General features: G+C 67.4%; 1 pseudogene. It reads left to right on the top strand.

Annotation, left to right across the window (positions count from 1 at the left end):
* Positions 1 to 347: pseudogene (locus ABGA94_RS05190) on the top strand (peptidase M14); the annotation flags it as partial.

Here is a 347-nt window from a genome sequence, read left to right as displayed (position 1 = left end):
TGCTTGAGGCAGTGACATCGGCCGCGCGCGAGGCAGGTGTGCAGGTGCACGCGCTGTCCAGTGGCCGCAGCCGCGAAGGCATCGATCTGGGCAGTGACGGCGTCAAGGCGCTGCGCAAACCCGCGGTTGGGCTGGTGATGTGTGAGGGCGTGGCCGCCACCGAGATCGGTTCTGCCTGGTTCCTGCTCGACCAGCAACTGCACCTTCCGGCCAGCAAGCTGCGCAATGACCGGCCGCTGCTTCGTGCGCGTGCACTGGAAGCGGTGAACGTGCTCAAGGCGCAGGCCGGCAAGGTGCCGCTGGATGCCAGCCGGATCGGTGCGGTCGGTTTCTGTTTCGGTGGCACC

The organism is Stenotrophomonas sp. 3diitr2024 (assembly GCF_042136455.1).
Taxonomy (GTDB): domain Bacteria; phylum Pseudomonadota; class Gammaproteobacteria; order Xanthomonadales; family Xanthomonadaceae; genus Stenotrophomonas; species Stenotrophomonas sepilia.
The sequence above is the reverse complement of the archived record's forward strand: the minus strand, read 5'-3'. Positions and strand labels throughout refer to the sequence as shown.